Origin of the sequence: Pseudomonas sp. ENNP23 (assembly GCF_001728945.1) — a bacterium.
Classification (GTDB): domain Bacteria; phylum Pseudomonadota; class Gammaproteobacteria; order Pseudomonadales; family Pseudomonadaceae; genus Metapseudomonas; species Metapseudomonas otitidis.
The window spans coordinates 99,971-118,494 of the sequence record NZ_LYSP01000009.1 but is presented as its reverse complement, the minus strand read 5'-3'; the positions used below and the strand labels follow the sequence as shown (position 1 = coordinate 118,494).

The 18,524-nt window shown below is 65.8% G+C and carries 23 protein-coding genes; 3 read left to right on the top strand and 20 right to left on the bottom strand.

Going from position 1 to position 18,524, the window contains the following annotated elements; translation table 11 throughout:
- Window positions 1-16: 16 nt before the first annotated feature.
- Window positions 17-1,381, bottom strand: a complete 1,365-nt coding sequence (locus tag A9G05_RS07665; protein ID WP_069560401.1) for an APC family permease — start codon at window positions 1,379-1,381, stop codon at window positions 17-19.
- A 197-nt stretch (window positions 1,382-1,578) separates the two neighbouring features.
- Here A9G05_RS07665 and A9G05_RS07660 point away from each other — a divergent pair, with 197 nt between their 5' ends.
- Window positions 1,579-2,382 carry a helix-turn-helix transcriptional regulator gene (locus tag A9G05_RS07660; protein WP_069560400.1) on the top strand — a complete coding sequence of 268 codons (804 nt, stop codon included), beginning with the start codon at window positions 1,579-1,581 and terminating at the stop codon, window positions 2,380-2,382.
- 19 nt (window positions 2,383-2,401) lie between these two features.
- On the opposite strand, the gene A9G05_RS07655 is transcribed toward A9G05_RS07660, so the two are convergent.
- The 11 genes from A9G05_RS07655 to ccmA all read right to left on the bottom strand — a co-directional run bounded on the left by A9G05_RS07655 (window position 2,402) and on the right by ccmA (window position 10,412).
- Window positions 2,402-2,962 (bottom strand): DUF4124 domain-containing protein, encoded by a 561-nt coding sequence (locus tag A9G05_RS07655; RefSeq protein ID WP_069560399.1) that lies wholly within the window; start codon window positions 2,960-2,962, stop codon window positions 2,402-2,404.
- 93 nt (window positions 2,963-3,055) lie between these two features.
- Window positions 3,056-3,277, bottom strand: a complete 222-nt coding sequence (locus tag A9G05_RS28375; protein ID WP_082078183.1) for a hypothetical protein — start codon at window positions 3,275-3,277, stop codon at window positions 3,056-3,058.
- A 185-nt stretch (window positions 3,278-3,462) separates the two neighbouring features.
- The gene (gene ccmI, locus A9G05_RS07645) at window positions 3,463-4,671 is read right to left on the bottom strand and encodes a c-type cytochrome biogenesis protein CcmI (RefSeq protein WP_069560397.1); all 1,209 of its coding nucleotides are present in this window, start codon (window positions 4,669-4,671) and stop codon (window positions 3,463-3,465) included.
- Window positions 4,671-5,156 carry a cytochrome c-type biogenesis protein gene (locus tag A9G05_RS07640; protein ID WP_044408026.1) on the bottom strand — a complete coding sequence of 162 codons (486 nt, stop codon included), beginning with the start codon at window positions 5,154-5,156 and terminating at the stop codon, window positions 4,671-4,673. Before A9G05_RS07640 ends, ccmI begins: the two co-directional genes overlap by 1 nt.
- Window positions 5,153-5,689, bottom strand: a complete 537-nt coding sequence (locus A9G05_RS07635) for a DsbE family thiol:disulfide interchange protein (protein ID WP_069560396.1) — start codon at window positions 5,687-5,689, stop codon at window positions 5,153-5,155. Before A9G05_RS07635 ends, A9G05_RS07640 begins: the two co-directional genes overlap by 4 nt.
- Window positions 5,686-7,659 (bottom strand): heme lyase CcmF/NrfE family subunit, encoded by a 1,974-nt coding sequence (locus A9G05_RS07630; RefSeq protein ID WP_069560395.1) that lies wholly within the window; start codon window positions 7,657-7,659, stop codon window positions 5,686-5,688. The genes A9G05_RS07635 and A9G05_RS07630 overlap by 4 nt, the downstream gene beginning before the upstream one ends.
- A gap of 3 nt (window positions 7,660-7,662) precedes the next feature.
- Complete coding sequence (gene ccmE, locus A9G05_RS07625; protein WP_044408035.1) at window positions 7,663-8,112, bottom strand: cytochrome c maturation protein CcmE; 450 nt, start codon at window positions 8,110-8,112, stop codon at window positions 7,663-7,665.
- A complete protein-coding gene (gene ccmD, locus A9G05_RS07620) occupies window positions 8,109-8,285 on the bottom strand; it encodes a heme exporter protein CcmD (protein ID WP_044408038.1) in 177 nt (58 codons plus the stop codon). Before ccmD ends, ccmE begins: the two co-directional genes overlap by 4 nt.
- A complete protein-coding gene (locus A9G05_RS07615; RefSeq protein WP_069560394.1) occupies window positions 8,282-9,037 on the bottom strand; it encodes a heme ABC transporter permease in 756 nt (251 codons plus the stop codon). The genes ccmD and A9G05_RS07615 overlap by 4 nt, the downstream gene beginning before the upstream one ends.
- 71 nt (window positions 9,038-9,108) lie before the next feature.
- Window positions 9,109-9,780, bottom strand: coding sequence for a heme exporter protein CcmB (gene ccmB / locus A9G05_RS07610; protein ID WP_044408044.1), 672 nt, complete (start codon window positions 9,778-9,780; stop codon window positions 9,109-9,111).
- Window positions 9,777-10,412, bottom strand: coding sequence for a cytochrome c biogenesis heme-transporting ATPase CcmA (ccmA, locus tag A9G05_RS07605; protein ID WP_069560393.1), 636 nt, complete (start codon window positions 10,410-10,412; stop codon window positions 9,777-9,779). The genes ccmB and ccmA overlap by 4 nt, the downstream gene beginning before the upstream one ends.
- 148 nt (window positions 10,413-10,560) lie before the next feature.
- On the opposite strand from ccmA, the gene A9G05_RS07600 reads away from it, so the two are divergent.
- Complete coding sequence (locus A9G05_RS07600) at window positions 10,561-12,105, top strand: flagellar hook-length control protein FliK (RefSeq protein ID WP_069560392.1); 1,545 nt, start codon at window positions 10,561-10,563, stop codon at window positions 12,103-12,105.
- On the top strand, window positions 12,102-12,434 hold the full coding sequence (locus tag A9G05_RS07595) for an EscU/YscU/HrcU family type III secretion system export apparatus switch protein (protein WP_069560391.1): 333 nt from the start codon (window positions 12,102-12,104) through the stop codon (window positions 12,432-12,434). Before A9G05_RS07600 ends, A9G05_RS07595 begins: the two co-directional genes overlap by 4 nt.
- On the opposite strand, the gene A9G05_RS07590 is transcribed toward A9G05_RS07595, so the two are convergent.
- The 8 genes from A9G05_RS07590 to A9G05_RS07555 form a co-directional block, all read right to left on the bottom strand.
- On the bottom strand, window positions 12,424-12,852 hold the full coding sequence (locus A9G05_RS07590) for a rhodanese-like domain-containing protein (protein ID WP_069560390.1): 429 nt from the start codon (window positions 12,850-12,852) through the stop codon (window positions 12,424-12,426). The two genes, A9G05_RS07595 and A9G05_RS07590, sit on opposite strands and share 11 nt — an antisense overlap.
- A 103-nt stretch (window positions 12,853-12,955) precedes the next feature.
- Window positions 12,956-13,363: a DUF2802 domain-containing protein gene (locus A9G05_RS07585; RefSeq protein ID WP_083265561.1), complete on the bottom strand. Its 408-nt coding sequence runs from the start codon at window positions 13,361-13,363 to the stop codon at window positions 12,956-12,958.
- Between the two features lie 4 nt (window positions 13,364-13,367).
- Window positions 13,368-13,847: a chemotaxis protein CheW gene (locus A9G05_RS07580; RefSeq protein ID WP_044408061.1), complete on the bottom strand. Its 480-nt coding sequence runs from the start codon at window positions 13,845-13,847 to the stop codon at window positions 13,368-13,370.
- Window positions 13,848-13,948: 101 nt separating this feature from the next.
- Entirely contained in the window at window positions 13,949-14,818 is an 870-nt protein-coding gene (locus A9G05_RS07575; RefSeq protein WP_069560388.1) for a CheW domain-containing protein, read from the bottom strand.
- A 90-nt stretch (window positions 14,819-14,908) separates the two neighbouring features.
- A complete protein-coding gene (locus A9G05_RS07570) occupies window positions 14,909-15,697 on the bottom strand; it encodes a ParA family protein (protein ID WP_069560387.1) in 789 nt (262 codons plus the stop codon).
- A 40-nt stretch (window positions 15,698-15,737) separates the two neighbouring features.
- Window positions 15,738-16,622, bottom strand: a complete 885-nt coding sequence (motD, locus tag A9G05_RS07565) for a flagellar motor protein MotD (RefSeq protein ID WP_069560386.1) — start codon at window positions 16,620-16,622, stop codon at window positions 15,738-15,740.
- 12 nt (window positions 16,623-16,634) lie between these two features.
- Window positions 16,635-17,375: a flagellar motor protein gene (locus A9G05_RS07560; RefSeq protein ID WP_069560385.1), complete on the bottom strand. Its 741-nt coding sequence runs from the start codon at window positions 17,373-17,375 to the stop codon at window positions 16,635-16,637.
- Window positions 17,376-17,392: 17 nt separating this feature from the next.
- The gene (locus A9G05_RS07555) at window positions 17,393-18,505 is read right to left on the bottom strand and encodes a chemotaxis response regulator protein-glutamate methylesterase (RefSeq protein WP_069560384.1); all 1,113 of its coding nucleotides are present in this window, start codon (window positions 18,503-18,505) and stop codon (window positions 17,393-17,395) included.
- Between the last annotated feature and the right edge of the window lie 19 nt (window positions 18,506-18,524).

The window sequence follows — 18,524 nt, the reverse complement described above, 5'->3', positions numbered from 1 at the left end:
GGCGACTCCTTGTGGTTCAAAGCTTCTGGAAGGCCGGGCTGAACTTGCCATAGGTGCAGTAGAAGATCACCGAGACGGCCAGCAGCCCGAGGATGATGAGCAGGTCCCGGCTGGAGGCCGCCAGGCCCAGGTTGACCAGCAGCGCCGCAGCACCTCCGGCGGCCAACAGGGCCGGCAGCGGCCAGAACGGCATGCGGTAGCTGTGTTCAAGGTCACGCCGCAGCACCCGGCTGAACAGGCCGCACAGCCCCACCACCAGGTAGACCAGGACGATCAGCAGCACCGTGAACGAAGTCAGTTCGGCCAGGTTGGAGCTGAAGCTGAGCAGCGCCGAAGGCACTGCGAGGAACAGCGTGGCCAGCCAGGGCGACTCCCAGCGCGGGTGGATGCGGGTGAAGGTGCGGTTCAGGGGCGGCATCCACAGTTCGTCGCGGCCGCTGCTGAAGATGACCCGGCCGATCTGGATGACGATGGCGACGATGGCGTTGAACACCGAGAGGAAGATGCCGGCGCTGACCCAGCGCGACAGCGTCTCGTTGCCCAGGCTGGCGAGCAGGTAGCCGATGGGATCAGGGCTGGCGATCAGGGTCTCCAGCGAGGGCGCACCGATGATCAATGCCGTGAGCGGCACCAGCTCGATCACCACCACCAGCACCAGGGACCACAGCACGGCCTTGTGTACCCCTCGGCCGCCGCACCTCATGTCTTCGGCCATCAGCACTGCGCTGCCGTAGCCGTTGTAGGAGAACAGCGCCGTGCCCACCGCACCCAGCACCAGTGCCAGGGGCGCCGCCTGGAGCACGCCGCCATCAAGGATCTGCGGGTGCAGCAGCACGCTGGCCGGCTGGCTGGGGTTGCCGAAACCCAGGCCGACGATCACCAGCAGGGCGGCCACCTCCAGCAACAGGCAGAGGCCGGTGACCCAGGCGTTGACCTTGATGTTGAGAATGCCCAGCGCGTAGCTGGCGATGACGATGGCCAGCGCCACCGTCTGGCTGTCGAACGCCGTGCCCAACGCGCGATTGAGGTAGGTGGCGGCCCCGGTGGCCAGCACCGGCGGGATGAACAGCAGCATGGCCAGCACCGTGAGGAAGGTGGCGTAGCCGGCCAGCCCACCAAAGATGCGTTTGGCATAAACGTACTCGCCGCCGGCTGAACGGTGGGCGCGGCCCAGTTCGGCGTAGCAGCAGGCGAACATCAGGGCCAGCACGCCGGCCAGGGCGAAGGCCATGAAGGCGCCGCTGCCAGCCTGCTGAATGGCGAAGGGGGCGATCACGAAGATGGAACTGGCGGGGGTGACCCCGGAGACGGTGATGGCGACAACATCGGCGGTGCCGAGACGGGGTTTGAGACGGCCGCCCGCAGGCGTGGAAGCGCTCATATCCTGATCCTCTGGTTGTTATTGGGATTGAGGCAGACATCAAGCAGTACGCAGTGGCGCTTCTTGCAGCGCCGTTGGTGGGCCGATTCTGGGCGGGGCCCGGCCGTGCGCCAATCACCCTATTGGCGTAACCCCCCTTGAGGCCGGGGCAGCGGATCGGACAAGCTGGCCTCCCCTCTTTCGATCTGGAGCACCGCATGGACAGCCTGTTCAGGGAGGTCGGCCTGCATACCGGCCTGGGCCGCACGGTCGAACACCTCGGCGGCGAGCGGTTCTGGAAGCAGCTGATCCTGCTGCTGCACCAGTGGCTTCCGTTCGACAATGCGCTGGCGGCCTATTACCCCGCCCAGGGCGCACCGCAGCCCCTGGAGGAGTACGACGCCGAGCCGGAAGGCACGCCCACTGCCATGCCGGCCTACCTCAGCGGCCCCTACCTGCTCGACCCCTTCTACCAGGCGTGCCGGGAAGGGCTGCCCAGCGGCTTCTACCGCCTGGAGGAAGTGGCGCCGGACCACTTCCGGCAGAGCGAGTACTACCTCAGCTACTTCCACGACAACGTACTGGACGACGAAGTGCAGTTCATCGCGCAGCTCCCCGGCGAGGGCAGCCTGTCCCTGTCGCTGGGTATGCAAAAGCGGTTCGATGCGGCGGAATGCGGCCTCGCGGCCCTGGTGGCACCCTGGGTGCTGGCGCTGATGCAGCAGCACTGGCGCCAGCGCCTGCAGGCTCGTGGCCCGGCCAGCCAGGACCAGGTGGCCTCGCAGGTACGCGATGCCCTCAGCCAGTTCGGCGCGGGGGTGTTGTCGGAGCGGGAACTGGAGATCGCCCGGCTGATCCTGCGGGGCTATTCGAGCAAGGCGATGGCGGAGCGGCTGGCCATCTCGCCGGACACGGTGAAGGTCCACCGCCGGCACCTCTACGCCAAGCTGGACATCTCCTCCCAGCCGGAGCTGTTCTCGCTGTTCATCCAGGCCCTGGGGCACGACCCGGAGAACCCCTAGGCCCCGTGCGGACGAGGCCTCAGTTGAAAGCCTCTGACCATTGGGCGAACTGCATGCACAGGCCGAAACCCATCACGTCCTTGGTGTCGGCCATGCAGTCCATGGTGATACGCCCCTTGCCACCCTTCACATAGTCGGCAACGCAGGCGCGTTCGTTGCGCTTGAGCACTTTGTAGGCAGAGTCGAACTTGTACATGGCCTCGTCGAGCTGGGCCTGGGTGATGCGCTTCTGCCGCACCCGCTCGCGCCCCAGTTGCTGGGCCTCACGAATCAGCGAAGGCATACGGGCGATGGCAGTGGAGCACTGTATGACGCCCTTCTGATGCAACTGGCCAGGGTTGAGCTCCTCGCTGTCCAGTTCCAGCCCCTTGATGGAGTGCGAAGAGGACGTCAGCTCGCTGTCGTCAAGGCTCTGCATGGTGTTCACCTGCAGCTTCTCTTCCTGGACGTTACGACTCTCTGGCGGGGGCGTATCGGTGAAATGGACATGGCCCTGCTCATCGCGCCATTGGTAGACCTCAGCGCTGGAAGAGAGGGAGAGAACGAGGGCCAGGAAGGCCAGGCAGGTGCGAGCGTACATCCATGTGCTCCATGGCGACATCAAAACGCCAGCAAATTACCTAAGCGCCCTGATGCTGTCCATGACCCCGAAGACCGTCATTTGTGATGCAGATCACGGATGTCGACGACCCAACCCGGCGGGCACGCCGGACGCATCGGTAGGCTGCCAGGGGCCGTCGGCACCGTTGGACCAGCTCCAGCCGCCATCCCAGCGGTAATAGGTGCGTTCGCGGTAGTAGAGCTCGCCCCGCCCTTCCAGCACATACACCCCGAGGGTGTTGTCCCAGTAGCAGGCCGCGCCGGGTGGCGGGGCATAGCGGGGGTGGGTCTTCATGCGGGTCACCCGCGGGGTTGGCGCAGGGGCCGGGGTGACGCGCGGCGGTGTTGCCGCGGGCCCCTGGGCAGGCGGCTGGCCTGCCGGGGCGGGAGGCCGGAGGGTACAGCCGGCCAGGGTGACGAGCAGGCAGGCCAGGGACAGTCGAAGGGTCGCGTGCATGGCCGCCGGCTCCGATGGGGTTGTCAGGGCTGATCCGGGCTGTCGATGGTCAACTGCTGCGGATCCTCGGTAGCACTAGACAACGCCGGGCCGCGTCCGATCCATTCACCGCTCTTGGCATTGCCTTCGCGGGATACACGGGCGACCAGTTGCACCTGCGGGAAGTTGGAGATCTTCAGCTGCGGCATCATCGCGTCGGCGTCGCTGAGCACCACCTCGGCCGGCAGGTCCTTCACCGTCAGGCGCTTGACGGCCAGCGGCATGGGCGGACCTTCGGCGGCGCGGGCGAAGATGAACACCGTGTCGCCCGGCTGCACCTTGTCCTTCAGTGCGGCGGCCAAGTCGACGCGGACCTTCAGCTGCGGCATGGACTTGGTGAGCGTCTCGCGCTCGGGCAGGGTTTCGCCGTTCTCGGCCAGCCGCTCGCGGGCCCGGTCGATCCCGCCTTGCAGGGCGGCGCGGGACGGGTCGTCCTGAGGCAACACGGCGATCAGGCGTTCCCAGTAGCCGATGGCGTCCTTGAAGCGGCCTTCCTCGAAACCGGCAATGCCCAGCAGGCCGAGGCTGGTGACCTCGTTGGGGTCCGCCTTGAGGGCGTCTTCGGTCAGCGCCTGGACTTCAGGGGTGAAGCGCTTCTGGCTGGCGAAGTACAGCGCCTGGGCCCACTGGCCGAGCAGCTCGGGCTGACGGCCGGCGATCTGCACCGCGCGCTCGTAGGCCTTGGCGGCATCGACCGGGCGCTCCTGGGCCATATAGGTACGGCCGAGGAAGTACCAGCCTTCGGCGGAATCCGGCTGGGCCTGCACGGCCTTTTCCAGGCGCGCGGTCATTTCCTCGATGGTGCGCGGCTGCTCGCGCATTTCGCGGGCCAGCTGGACCTTGTCGCTGGAACCCCAGTGGGCATACAGGCCAAGGCCGAGGGCCGGCACCAGCAGTGCGGCGAACAGCGGCAGCGCACGCCCCAGGCGGGCGCTGCGGTCGGCGGCGGCGCCCTCGGTATCGGCCAGAAGTTCGCGGGCCGCTTCGGCGCGACCGGCCTCCAGCTGGGCCTCGGTAAGGGTGCCGGCCTCGTGCTGGGCCTGCAGTTCGGCCAGGCGCTCCTGGTACAGGGCGACGTTGAGGGCGGTTCGGTCTTCCTCGGCCTGGGCCTTGCGGCCGCGCAGCACGGGAATCAGCAGGAATGCCAGGGCGACCAGCAGCAGCAGGCCGGCGGCGAGCCAGAAATCGATCATCAGCGGTTCTTGTCCTGAGTCTCTTGATTGAGCAGCGCATCCAGACGGGCGCGCTCATCGCTGGAAAGCAGTGCATCACCCGGCGCGTTCTCGACGCGGCGACGGCGCAGCACGATCACCCCGAGCACCAGCAGGCCACCGGCCAGCAGGCCCGCCGGGCCGTACCAGAGCAGCAGCGTGCGGCCGTTCACCGGGGGCTTGTAGCGCACGAAGTCGCCGTAGCGGGCCACCAGGAAGTCGACGATCTCGTCATTGCTCTTGCCCGCTTCGAGCATGCGGTAGATCTCGCGGCGCAGGTCGGTGGCGATGGGGGCGTTGGAGTCGGCGATGTTCTGGTTCTGGCACTTGGGGCAGCGCAGTTCTTCGGTGAGCACGCGGAAGCGCTCGCGCTCGGCCTCGTCACGGAACTCGTAGGTGTCGATGGCCGCGCGGGCGACGCCGGTGAGGGCAAGGCCAAGGGCCAGGGTGGCGAGCAGGCGCTTCATTGGCCGGCCTCGTCGACCAGGGACTGGTACAGCGGCGCCAGTTGCTCACGCCAGACGACCTCGTCGATCACGCCGACGAACTTGTGGCGGATGACGCCGTCCTTGTCGATCAGGAAGGTCTCGGGGGCGCCGTAGACGCCCAGGTCCAGACCGAGGCTGCCCTGCTCGTCACGGATATCCAGCCGGTAGGGGTTGTGGAACTCCTTCAGCCATTTGAGGGCGGCGGCGTTGTCGTCCTTGTAGTTGACGCCGTAGATGGTCACGCCCATCTGCGACAGCTTGTTCAGCACCGGGTGCTCGACCCGGCAGGAGATGCACCAGGTGCCCCAGACATTGACCAGCGCGGGCTTGCCCTTGAGGTCGGCCTCGCTGAGGGTACGCGAGCCATCCACGGCCGGCAGGCTGAACGCGGGGAAGGGTTTGCCGATCAGCGCCGAGGGAAGCTCGGCGGGGTCGAGGAACAACCCGCGGTAGAGAAACACGGCCACGCCGAGGAAGATCGCCAGCGGCAGCAACAGGATCAGGCGTTTCATGCTTGAGCTCCAGCCAGGCCCAGGGCGTCACGCACCCGGGTCTTCACCTTGACCCGGTAGCGCGGGTCGAATGCCGCCAGAACGCCGCCCAGGCCCATCAGCAAGCCGCCGAGCCAGATCCAGCGGACGAACGGCTTGACGTGCACGCGCACGGCCCAGGCGCCATCCCCCAGGGGCTCGCCGAGGGCGACGTAGAGGTCGCGGGTGAAGCCGGCGTCGATGCCGGCCTCGGTCATCATCGACTGCTGCACGGTGTACAGGCGCTTTTCCGGGTGCAGCACGGCGATCTGGCGGTCACCGTCGATGACGCGGACAGTGCCTTTGTCAGAGGTGAAGTTGGGGCCTTCGTGGTGGGCAGCGCCCTCGAACACGAAGCGATAGCCCCCCAGCTCGACGGATTCGCCCGGGGCCAGGCGCAGGTCGCGCTCGGCGCTGTACTGGCTGGAAAGCACGACGCCGAGGGCACACACGGCGATGCCGGCATGGGCTAGCTGCATGCCCCAGTAGCTGCGGGTCAGGCTGCGGGCACCCTTGAACAGACCCTTGTGACGAGTCTTGTCGAGCAGGTCGCGGACGCCGGCCAGCAGCACCCAGGCGGACAGGCAGCCAACCGCCAGCACCGCCCAGTGGAAGTCACCCAGGACGAACGCTGCGAGCACGCCCAGCACCAGGCTGCCGATCAGCACCGGGCCGAGCATACCCATCAGCCATTTCACCGGGGTGTCCTTCCAGCGCACCAGCACACCCACGGCAATCACCACCATCAACAGGGCCATGAGCGGCAGGAACAGGGCGTTGAAGTACGGCGGGCCGACGGAGAGCTTGGCGCCGGACAGCGCGTCGAGCACCAGCGGGTAGAGGGTGCCGAGCAGGATCATGGCGGCAGCCACAATCAGCACCAGGTTATTGACCAGCAGCAGCGTCTCGCGGGACCAGAGGGCAAAGCCCACCTGGCTCTTGACCACCGGTGCGCGGATGGCGAACAGGGTCAGCGAACTGCCCACCACGGCCAGCAGGAAACCAAGGATGAACACGCCCCGCTCCGGGTCGGCGGCAAAGGCGTGCACCGAAGTGAGCACACCGGAACGGACCAGGAAGGTGCCCAGCAGGCTGAGGGAGAAGGCGGCGATGGCCAGCAGCACGGTCCAGCTCTTGAACACGCCGCGTTTCTCGGTGACGGCCAGGGAGTGGATCAACGCGGTGCCCACCAGCCAGGGCATGAAGGAGGCGTTCTCCACCGGGTCCCAGAACCACCAGCCACCCCAGCCGAGTTCGTAGTAGGCCCACCAGGAGCCAAGCACGATACCGACGGTGAGGAAGGCCCAGGCGATGATGGTCCACGGCCGCGACCAGCGCGCCCAGGCGGCATCCAGGCGGCCGCCGAGCAGCGCGGCAATGGCGAAGGCGAAGGCCACCGAGAAGCCGACGTAGCCCATGTAGAGCATCGGCGGATGGACGATCAGCCCGAAGTCCTGCAGCAGCGGGTTGAGGTCGTTGCCGTCGGCGGGCATGTTCGGCAGCAGGCGCTTGAAGGGGTTGGAGGTGATGATCAGGAACGACAGGAAGCCGATGCTGATCATGCCCATCACGCCCAGGACGCGGGCCAGCATCACTTCCGGCAGTTGCCGGGAGAACACCGAGACGGCGAAGGTCCAGCCGCCGAGAATCAGCGCCCAGAGCAGCAGCGAGCCCTCGTGGGCGCCCCACACAGCGCTGAATTTGTAGTACCAGGGCAGTGCGCTGTTGGAGTTGCTGGCGACGTAGGCGACCGAGAAATCGTCGCTCATGAAAGCCCAGGTGAGGCAGCCGAAGGAGAACGCCAGGAAGGCGAACTGCCCCCAGGCAGCCGGTTGCGCCAGGCTCATCCACTGCCGGTCGCCGCGCCAGGCGCCAATCATCGGCAGGGTGGCCTGCACGGCAGCCATGCACAGGGCGAGGATCAGGGCCAGGTGGCCGAGTTCGGGAATCATCGATCAGCCCTCTTTCTTCTCAGGCAGGTTGCCGCTTTCCTTGAGGGCTTTGGTGACCTCCGGCGGCATGTACTTCTCGTCGTGCTTGGCCAGCACCTCGTCAGCCACCAGCACGCCCTGCCCGTCCAGCTTGCCCAGGGCGACGATGCCCTGCCCTTCGCGGAACAGGTCGGGGAGGATGCCGTGATAGCGGATGGTGACGCTCTTGGCGAAGTCGGTGACCACGAACTCCACGTCGAGGGAGTCGCCGGTGCGCTTGACGGAGCCTTCGGCCACCATGCCGCCGGCGCGGATGCGGGTGTCCTGGGGGGCTTCGCCGTTGGCGATCTGGGTGGGGGTGTAGAACAGGTTGATGTTCTGCTGCAACGCCGACAACGCCAGCGCCACGGCGATCCCCACCCCGGCGAGGATGGCCAGGATGATGAACAGGCGCTTCTTGCGGATCGGATTCACTTGCCTTCCTCCCGGCGCAGACGGCGCGCCTCTTCTTTCAGGTAGCGACGCCGGGCTGCGACCGGCAGCGCGACATTGAGCGCCAGGACCAGCAGGCTGATGCCGTAGGCGCTCCAGACGTACAGGCCGTGGTGGCCCATGGCGAGGAACTCGCCGAACGATGCAAAACTCACGATGCCTTCTCCACCAGGGCCTTCACCTCGTTGCGCACCCAGGAGGCGCGAGCCTCGCGACGCAGGACTTCGAGGCGCATGCGCATCAGCACCACGGCGCCGAAGAAGCAGTAGAAGCCCAGCACCATCAGCAGCAGCGGCACCCACATCTCGGCGGGCATGGCCGGCTTCTCGGTGACGGTGAAGGTGGCCGGCTGGTGCAGGGTGTTCCACCACTCCACGGAGTACTTGATGATCGGGATGTTGATCACCCCGACGATGGCCAGCACCGCGCAGGCCTTGGCGGCGCTGTCACGATTGCTGATGGCCTGGCCCAGCGCAATCACACCGAAGTACAGGAACAGGAGGATGAGCATCGACGTCAGTCGGGCATCCCACACCCACCAGGCGCCCCAGGTGGGTTTGCCCCAGATGGCGCCGGTGAGCAGGGCGATGAAGGTCATCCAGGCGCCCACCGGCGCGGCGGCCTGCAGGGCAACGTCGGCCAGCTTCATCTTCCAGACCAGCCCGACCACGCCGCACACGGCGAGCATGACGTAGCAGGACTGGGCCAGGAAGGCGGCCGGTACATGGATGTAGATGATCCGGAAGCTATTGCCCTGCTGGTAGTCCGGCGGCGCGAAGGCCAGGCCCCAGATGGTGCCGACGGTAAGCAGCAAGCCGGCGCCGATGGCGAACCAGGGGAGCCAGCGACCGCTGATCTCGTAGAACCATTTCGGCGAACCCAGCTTGTGGAACCAGGTCCAGTTCATCGGGCCCACCTGCTGGGCACGGCGGCCTGTGCGGACATCGGCAGTTCTCTCATCAAGGCAACTCTTGTTCGTTATTCGCCGACGCTGATGGTCAGGCCAGCGGCTATGGCAAAGGGAGTCAGGGTCACCGCCAGGGCGGTGAGGCAGCCCAGCCACAACAGGTGGCCGACAGCCGGCAATCCTTGCAGGGCCGCTTGCAGGGCCCCGCTGCCGAGAATCAGCACGGGGATGTAAAGCGGCAATATCAGCAGCGCGAGAAGCAGGCCACCACGCTTGAGACCAACGGTCAGCGCGGCGCCCACCGCCCCCAGCAGGCTCAACACCGGCGTGCCCAGCAGCAGGGAGCCGAGCAGCACCGGCAGGCAGCGGGCGGGCAGGCCCAGCATCAGCGCCAGCAGCGGCGCCAGCAGGACCAGCGCCAATCCGGAGAAGAGCCAGTGTGCCAGCACCTTGGCCAGGACCAGAAGCGGCAGGGGGTGCGGCGAAACGACCCACTGTTCCAGCGAGCCGTCCTCGAAATCACTGCGGAAAAGCCCGTCCAGCGAGAGCAGGACGGCCAGCAGGGCCGCTACCCAGACCAGCCCCGGTGAAAGGGTTTGCAACAATTGGCTCTCGGGACCGACCGCCAGGGGGAACAGGGCAATCACGATGGCGAAGAACACCAGGGGGTTGGCCAGCTCGGCAGGGCGACGGAACAGCAGGCGCGCTTCGCGGGCCATGACCAGGGTGAAGACCGATCTCATGCCGCACGTCGTCCCAGATCCAGTTCACGGTAGCCCGCCGGCAGTTGGGTAGGGCTGTGGTGGGTGGTGAACACCACCAGGCCGCCACGCTCGCAGTGCCCGGCCAGGTGTGCCTCGAGTTGGGCGACGCCCTGCTTGTCGAGGGCGGTATAGGGTTCGTCAAGAATCCACAGCGGCGGCGGATCGAGGTAGAGCCGTGCCAGGGCGACGCGGCGCTGCTGACCGGCAGAGAGGGTGTGACTGGGAACGTCCTCGAACCCACGCAACCCGACGGCGGCCAGCGCCTCCCAGATCGCCTCGCGCTCGGCGCTCTGGTGCAGGGCGCAGAGCCAGGTCAGGTTCTCTTCCGGGGTGAGCAGGCCCTTGATGCCGGCGGCATGGCCGATCCACAGCAGCTCGCGGGCCAGTTCGGCACGTTGCTGACCAAGGGCGACGCCCTTCAGCAGGATCTCACCGGAGGTGGGTTGCATCAGGCCGCAGAGCAGGCGCAGCAGGCTGGTCTTGCCGCTGCCGTTGGGTCCGCTGATCTGCAGCATTTCCCCGGGTTCGAGCGCCAGGTCCAGCCCTTCGAAGAGCATCCGCCAATCACGCTCGCAGGCGAGATGGAGGGTCTGGAGGTAGGGACTGGTCACGTCAGCGGATACCCTGCGGGGAACTCAAGTGATGGGGTCGCCGGCCGCTATACTGGAAACGCGCTCCACCGCCAGCCCGGACGGGGCGGCATTATACATGTCATCCCCAGCCCCGAAGGGGGCTTTTTCAACAGGTTGTAACCCTTTGATGACCGAGATCAGCACTTCGCGCCCCGTCGCTTCTGCGCCCACCACCAATCGTGCGGCGCAGACCGTGGCGGATGCCGCGCTGAAGCTGCTGCAGCCTGCAAACGGCCTGCTGGCGGCCGGCGACAGCGCCGAGGCCGAGGTGGTCAGCGTCAAGGAAACCGCGCAGAACAGTTTCCAGGTGATGCTGCGCTTGAGCCTGGGCAGCGGCCAGCAGGCAACACTGGAGGCCACCAGCACGCGCCCCCTGAGCCAGGGTTCACTGGTGAACGTCACGGCCCTTTCGGACAGCCGTCTGATGGTGGCCGTGCAGCCGCCCGGCGCCCTGCCGCTGAACAGCCTGGACCTGGAGCAGGTGCCGGTCGGGACGCTGATCCAGGGCAAGGTGGTCGCCAGTGAGCAGCTCGCCGAGGCGAAGGCGACCGTCTATCGCACCCTGATCAACCTGATCAACACGCCGCTGGCAGGCCGCCAAATGGCTGTCGACAGCCCGCAACCGCTGCCGATCGGCAGCCTGCTCAGTGCCCAGGTCCAGGGCGACCAGTCTCTGCGCTTCATTCCACTGAGCAATCGCCTGGACCAGTTGGTCCTCAGCCAGCAGTTGAACAGCCAGGTGTCGCGCCAGGGCTCTCTGGAGGGTTTGTTCGGCGCCCTCGCCGAACTCGATCCGAACCTTCCGCCGAACCTGCGCAATGCCGTGGAGCGACTGCTGGGCTCGCTGCCAGACCCTGCTCAACTGAGCGACGCCAAGCAGCTCGCAAAGGCCATGGAGAACAGCGGTGCACTGCTGGAGGCGCGCCTGCTGGCCGGTCATGGCGTCGCAACCGGTCAGGACCTGAAGGGCAATCTGCTGCGCCTGATCGCCCAGTTGTTGCCCGATCTACCCAACGCACCTGCGGCGCTACCCACCGCAGGCGCCAGCAACGCCATGGCACAGGCCCTGCCGGCCTTCATCCGCAGCGCACTCGGCTCCCTCGGTCAGGCCAGCTCGCGCCTGCAGGCACTGAGTTTCCCCCTCCCCTCCCGCCTGGCTCAGGCCGCAGAGGAGGAAGGCGACCTGGAAACCCTGCTGAAGCTGGCGGCAGCAGCGGTCTCGCGCCTGCAGACCCACCAGCTCTCCAGCCTGGCGCAATCGCAGATGACCCCGGATGGAAACCTGCTTACCACCTGGCAATTGGAGCTGCCGATGCGCAACCAGCAGGAAATCGTCCCGCTGCAGATCAAGATCCAGCAGGAGGAGCGCCAGGCCCAGCAGCGCCGCAAGGACGAGCAGAAGGAAAACCTCTGGCGTATCGAACTGGCGTTCGACATCGCCCCTCTGGGCCCGCTGCAGGTCCAGGCGCAGTTGCTGCGCGGCGCTATCTCCAGCCAGCTATGGGCAGAGCGAGCCGCCACGGCGCGGTTCATCGACAGTGAACTGGGCAATCTGCGGGAGCGGCTGGTAGCCGCGGGCCTGGAAGTGGGTGAACTGGCCTGCCAGCAAGGCACTCCACCACAAGGCCCACGCACAACCTTGCAGCAACGCTGGGTGGATGAGACGGCATGAAACAGACCGAACGCCGCCAGGCGATTGCCCTGTCCTATGACGGGGTCAGCGCACCGAACCTGACCGCCAAGGGTGACGACGAGCTGGCCGAGGCGATCCTCGCCATCGCCCGCGAGTACGAGGTGCCGATCTACGAGAACGCGGAGCTGGTCCGCCTGCTGGCGCGGATGGAACTGGGCGAGGCCATCCCCGAGGCGCTGTATCGCACGCTGGCCGAGATCATCGCCTTTGCGTGGTACCTGAAGGGCAAGTGCCCAGCGGGCTTCGCCCCCGACGCTACTCGGGACGTGACGCCCGACCTGCCATTACTGGAAGGCCCTAGGGGTTGAGCGCCAGCACCTCACCCTCCATTCCTTTGCCCTGGGGGAAATCCAGCAACTGCCAGGCGAAATAGCCGTCACGGAAGTAGAAGACCTGGCGATACCCCCATCTCACCGCCAACTGCGCCGCCAGCGCACTGCGCGGGCAGACGTCGCTGTCGCAGTAGATCACCAGCGGCACATGCCGCGGCCACTGGGGCATGGCCAGGCCGGCGAATCGGTCGGTCAGGTCCAGGTGCACAGCGCCGTGCACATGCCCCCAGCTCCACTCCCGGTCCGGCCGGACATCGATGAACAAGGCGCCGTAGTCGAACAAGCGTTTGGCCTGCAGCACATTGACGGTCGTGGCCCCGGCTACGTGCAAGGGCGCCTCTTCAGCCTGAGCCAACGGCAACAGGAACAAGAGCAACAGGGGAGCCAGGCGCATGGGCAACTCCGCTCGGTGGGCCTGATTAGAGCCTAGTCCGGGACGGAATGCCGACTTGGAGTGATTGGTTAGATGGCAGGCGGGGCTTAGAACCGGGCGCGCGTCAGCTCTGGGCCTGCTTGCGTGCCAACTGGAGCTTGCTGACCAGCTCCGCCTCGGCCTTGCTGAGCCCACAGGAATGGGTGAGGTCGTCGACGCTCGCCCCCATGCCTGCCAGACGCGCGGCCTGGGTGAACGAGATACTGCTGGGGTCGCGCTGCTCGATCTGGCTGACCTTGTCGGGCAACGGCGCCACCACCCGGCGCAGCTCGTGCAACTCCTCCCCCATGCGGATACTGCCGCTGAGGTAGGCGTCGAGACGACGAGCCAGTTCCTTCAGCCGCTGGTCTCGAGCCGCCTCGCGCTTGGCCTGTTCCTCGGCGAGCTCCAGCTGCTGCCGGCGCAATCGCACGCAGGCGAAGGCGAGCGCCGCACAGGCGACCGCCAGGACCAGCAGCGCGATCTCGATCAGCACGTCAGATGCTCTCCAGCTCCGACCACTCTTCTTCGCTCATCATCTTGTCCAGCTCGACCAGGATCAGCAGCTCGCCGTTCTTGTTGCAGACGCCCTGGATGAACTTGGCCGACTCTTCGTTGCCCACGTTGGGCGCGGTCTCGACCTCGGACTGACGCAGGTAGACCACTTCGGCGACGCTGTCGACGAGAATGCCCACTACCTGCTTGTCCGCCTCGATGATGACGATGCGGGTGTTGTCGGTGACCGGCGCGGAATCCAGGCCGAAGCGCTGGCGGGTATCGATCACCGTCACCACGTTGCCACGCAGGTTGATGATGCCCAGAACGTAGCTGGGAGCCCCCGGCACCGGCGCGATCTCGGTGTAGCGCAGGACTTCCTGCACCTGCATCACGTTGATGCCGTAGGTTTCATTGTCCAGGCGGAAAGTCACCCACTGCAGGATGGGATCTTCGGAACCTTGCCCTGACGATTTCTTCATGTTCCCTAGCCTCTTCTTGTACCGCGCGGGGCGGCGAATGCGGGTTGACCGCCTTGTTGCGAATCCGGCGCCCCGGCGTGCAGGGCCTGCCTTTTCATTGTTCAGTTAAGCGACATGTTCTTGACAGCGCCACTGGCAATCAATTCGGCCAGCGCGGCGACGTCCAGCAGCGCACACATGTGCTCGATCACCGTGCCGGCCAACCAGGGACGCTGACTGCGCTGGCTGCGCCACTTGATCTCGTTCGGGTCCAGGCGGATGGAACGGCTCACCTGGTGCACGGCAAGGCCCCATTCGTAGCCCTGGACGGAAATAACGTACTGCAGCCCCTCGCGGAAATCATCGCGGTAACGGTCCGGCATTACCCATCGTGCCGTATCCAGCACCTTCAGGTTGCCTGCCTGGCACGGCAGGATACCGAGGAACCATTCTGGCTGGCCAAACAGGGGCGTCAGCTCCTGGCCGGTAAGCGGGTAGATGGAGCCCAGGCAAACCAGGGGTACAGCCAGGGTCAGCCCGGCAACGTCGAACAGCAGGCATTCAAAGGGCTCTTCGGCCCATTGAGGGCGCCCCTCAAAGCTGGGTGGCGAGGGTTCACGGGGCTCGTGGCTTGCGACCTGCAACTGGGCAACCGGCTCCACCAGTGCGGGCTCCAGCTCTGGCTCCGGGATCGCCGGCACCAGCACGGGCTCAGCGATCACCGGCGCAAGCTGTCGCACCCGGTGCTCCTCCAACTGGACCGCCACAGGGGCAGCGCGCACCACGCGCGGAGCCGCCTCCTGCGCCGCGACCAGCACCGGGCGCGCCTGGTTCAGCCGTGCATCGCGCACCTGCTCCTCGAGCACGGCCGCCTCGAACTCCTCCAGGCTCACGCTGTCGGCAAGTTCGATGGCCGCTTCCTGCAGGAGTGAGTCCAGGTAGGACTGCAACGCCAGTTGCGGTCGGGTGGTGGTGGCGAGGGTACGGCTCATGGGTGGGACCTGCGACGTTGGGCTCGACAGTCTATCGGCACTGGGCGTGCCGGACTTGAGGGCACCTGTAGCTCAGCATAGACGCTCATCTCAGGCGACCTGTGCGGCGAGCTGCTGACTCAGCAGGTGCTTGAGCAGCGCACGATAGGCAATCACGCCCCGGCTGTTGCCGTCGTACTGCGACGGGGTCACACCGGCACGACTGGCATCCCGCAGGCGGGTGTCCACGGGGATATAGGCCGGCCAGAGGTGCTCTGGGTAGGTATTGCGCAGCACACGCAGAGTATTCAGGGACGCCTGGGTGCGACGGTCGAACAGGGTCGGCACGATGGTGTAAGGCAGCGCCTGCTTGCGCGAGCGGTTGACCATGTTGAGGGTGCTGACCATGCGCTCCAGGCCCTTAACCGCCAGGAACTCGGTCTGCACAGGGATGACCAGTTGCTGGCTGGCGGCCAGCGCGTTGACCATCAACACGCCCAGCAGCGGTGGACTGTCGATGATCGCGTGGTCGAAGTCCTGCCACAGCTGCGCCAGGCTCTTGGCGATCACCAGCCCGAGCCCATTCTGCCCGGGCGACTGGCGCTCCAGGGTGGCCAGGGCGGTGCTGGAAGGCAGCAGCGACATGCGCTCGTGGCTGGTCTGCAGCAGCAGTTGCCGGGGAAGCCCTTCCGGCACGCCCCCCTGGTGAAGGAACAGGTCGAAGGAGCTGTGCTCCAGGGTATCGGGGTCGTGGCCGAAATAGCTGGTCATGGAACCGTGGGGATCGAGGTCCACGACCACGACGCGCTTGCCGGCGTCGGCCAGCAAGCCTGCCAGTGCGATGGAGGTGGTGGTCTTGCCGACACCACCCTTCTGATTGGCTACCGCCCAAACTCTCATGCTCTTCGTCCTCCCGGCGAAACCACAGCCTTGCCGAGGATCATTGTCCACCCGCTGGCGCGGGCGACGGGGAATTGACGGCCCCCGCTGCGGAGGGCCCCGGTGCAGGCGCTGGTGCAGTTTGCGTGCCAGCACGCCGCAATGCGTCGTCCGCCTTGGCTTTGCCCGCCCCTACCCCACTCACCGCTCGCCGCACGTCGAGGTTTCGCGAAACAACCAATACCACACGGCGGTTGCGTGCGCGCCCTTCCGCCGTCGAGTTGTCCGCCACCGGCTGGAATTCGCCGTACCCCACCGCGGCGAGGCGCGCCGGATTGACCCCATCCATGGAGAGCATCCTCACGATGCTGGATGCACGGGAGGCGGAAAGCTCCCAGTTGGAAGGATAGGCGGCGGTGCTGATGGGCAGGTTATCGGTGAAGCCTTCGACGTGCACGGGGTTTTCGTAGGGGGCGAGGATCTTCGCCACCTTCTCGATGATGGTGAACGCCTCGTTGGTGGGAATGGCATCGCCACTGGGGAACAGCAGGCTGGAATTCAGCTCGATCTCCACCCAGAGCTCGTTGCCGCGAACCGTCATCTGTTCGTTGGAAATCAGGTCGCCAAACGCTGCCTGCATGCTTTCGGTGATGCTTTGCAGGGGGTCGGCCTGGGCATCGCCAGGCCCGCCCTGCTCTGCAGACGTCTGCTCTGCCTCGGTGGTACGAGGCCGCTCTTCACCGATCGGGATCGGCTTGATGGAGCGTTCCGGCTGATTGAATACGCCGGTCAGGGTATCCGAGAGAATCTTGTACTTGCCCTCGTTGATCGAGGAGATCGAGTACATGACCACGAAGAACGCGAACAGCAGCGTAATGAAATCAGCGTATGAAACGAGCCAACGCTCGTGGTTCTCATGCTCTTCGTGCTGACGCCTGCGAGCCATGCCATACCTCCATCAATCCACGAAGCCTTGCAGCTTCAATTCGATGGAGCGGGGGTTCTCACCCTCGCCGATGGAGAGGATACCCTCCAGCAGCATTTCCCGATAACGCGACTGGCGCATGGCGATGGCCTTCAGCTTGCTGCTCACTGGCAACAGGAGCAGGTTGGCGAAACTCACACCGTAGATGGTGGCAACAAAGGCAACCGCAATGCCGCCCCCTAACTGACTGGGATCGGCCAGGTTGCCCATGACGTGGATCAGCCCCATCACCGCACCGATGATGCCGATGGTGGGGGCATAGCCACCCATGCTCTCGAACACCTTGGCAGCCTGCAGATCGCGGGCTTCCTGGGTGTAGAGATCCACTTCGAGAATGCTGCGGATGGACTCCGGCTCAGCGCCGTCGACCAAAAGCTGCAAACCCTTGCGGGCATAGGGGTCTGGCTCAGCGTCGGCAATGGGCTCCAGGCCCAGAAGCCCTTCCTTGCGTGCAGCCATGCTCCAACCCACCACACTGCTGATGCCACCGTTAAGGTCGATTCTGGGCGGGAAGATGATCCAGCGGAGGATCGCCATAGCCCGCTTGAGCACATTCATGGGCGTCTGGAGCAAAGCGGCACCCACAGTACCACCGATGACGATCAGGGCAGCCGGGCCATTCAGAAGGGCACCGGCATGCCCTCCTTCGAGGTAATTGCCTCCAACGATGGCGACCAGTGCAAGGATGATCCCTACGATGCTCAACGCATCCATTTACCGCACTACTCCCATCACAGGCACGCTTCGGCGATGTGCCTGCCAATGTCATCGAGACCGTAGACCGCGTCCGCCAAGTTGGCCTTCACGATCGCCATCGGCATACCGTAGATCACGCAACTGGCCTCATCCTGCGCCCACACCTGGCTACCGCTCTGCTTGAGCAGGCGTGCGCCTTCGCGCCCATCGGCGCCCATGCCGGTCAGCACCACGGCCAAAACCTTGTCGTTGAAGGCCTTGGCAGCAGAGCCGAAGGTGATGTCCACGCAGGGCTTGTAGTTGAGGCGCTCATCGCCGGGGAGAATACGCACGGTGCCGCGCGGGTCCACCATCATCTGCTTGCCGCCCGGTGCCAGCAAAGCAAGACCAGGGCGAAGCTGGTCACCGTCCTCGGCTTCCTTGACGGAAATTCGGCAGAGCTTGTCCAGGCGCTCGGCGAATGCCTTGGTGAACGCCGCCGGCATATGCTGGATCAGCACCAACGGCGCCGGAAAATTGGCGGGCAACTGGGTCAACACACGCTGCAGCGCGACGGGACCACCCGTCGAAGTACCAATGGCCACCAGACGATAGGACTTGCGCTTGGGCGCAGGCCCGCTGCTGGAGCTCGCGCTGGAAGAGGAAGTCGGCGCTGGGGCGGGCGCAGCCGCTGAACGAGACAGGCTCGACGGCCCGGAACTGCTGGGAGTCGGCGCGGCAGGCGGCGGGGTGTAGCTGCTATAGCGGCGGTTGCTCCGCGCGATGCTGTGCACCTTCTCGCAGAGCAGTTGCTTGACCTTCTCCGGATTCCGGGAGATGTCCTCGAAGTTCTTCGGCAGGAAGTCGACCGCGCCGGCATCCAGCGCATCGAGGGTTACCCGGGCGCCTTCGTGAGTCAGGGAGGAGAACATCAGGACCGGAGTCGGGCAGCGCTGCATGATGTGTCGCACGGCGGTGATGCCGTCCATCATGGGCATTTCGTAATCCATGGTGATGACGTCGGGCTTGAGCGCCAACGCCTGGTCGATGGCCTCCCGACCGTTCGTGGCGGTCCCTACTACCTGAATGTTGGTGTCGGCGGACAGAATCTCCGAAACGCGACGACGGAAGAAGCCGGAGTCATCAACCACCAGAACCTTGACTGCCATAAACACTCCTAACAGGCGG